Origin of the sequence: Streptomyces sp. STR69 (assembly GCF_024519455.1) — a bacterium.
Taxonomy (GTDB): Bacteria; Actinomycetota; Actinomycetes; order Streptomycetales; family Streptomycetaceae; genus Streptomyces.
In genome coordinates this window covers 1-282 of the sequence record NZ_JALJRY010000118.1, presented here as the reverse complement: position 1 = coordinate 282, position 282 = coordinate 1, and the positions used below count along the sequence as shown (strand labels likewise).

Sequence of the window (282 nt, the reverse complement as noted above, 5' to 3'; positions counted from 1 at the left end):
ACCGCTTCTTCTCCCACCAGCCGGACCTCAACTACGAGAACCCGGCCGTACAGGAGGAGATCATCTCGGCGCTGAAGTTCTGGCTGGACCTGGGCATCGACGGCTTCCGCCTCGACGCGGTCCCGTATCTGTACGCGGCCGAGGGCACCAACTGCGAAAACCTTCCGGCAACCCATGAGTTCCTGCGCCGGGTACGGAAGGAGATCGACGCCCAGTACCCCGACACGGTGCTGCTGGCGGAGGCGAACCAGTGGCCCGAGGACGTCGTCGACTACTTCGGCG

1 protein-coding gene is annotated in these 282 nt (G+C 64.9%); it reads left to right on the top strand.

The annotated features are described in order from the left end of the window. Window positions 1-282: alpha-amylase family glycosyl hydrolase (locus tag OC490_RS49220; protein ID WP_262064579.1), on the top strand; the 282-nt coding region annotated here is incomplete at both ends.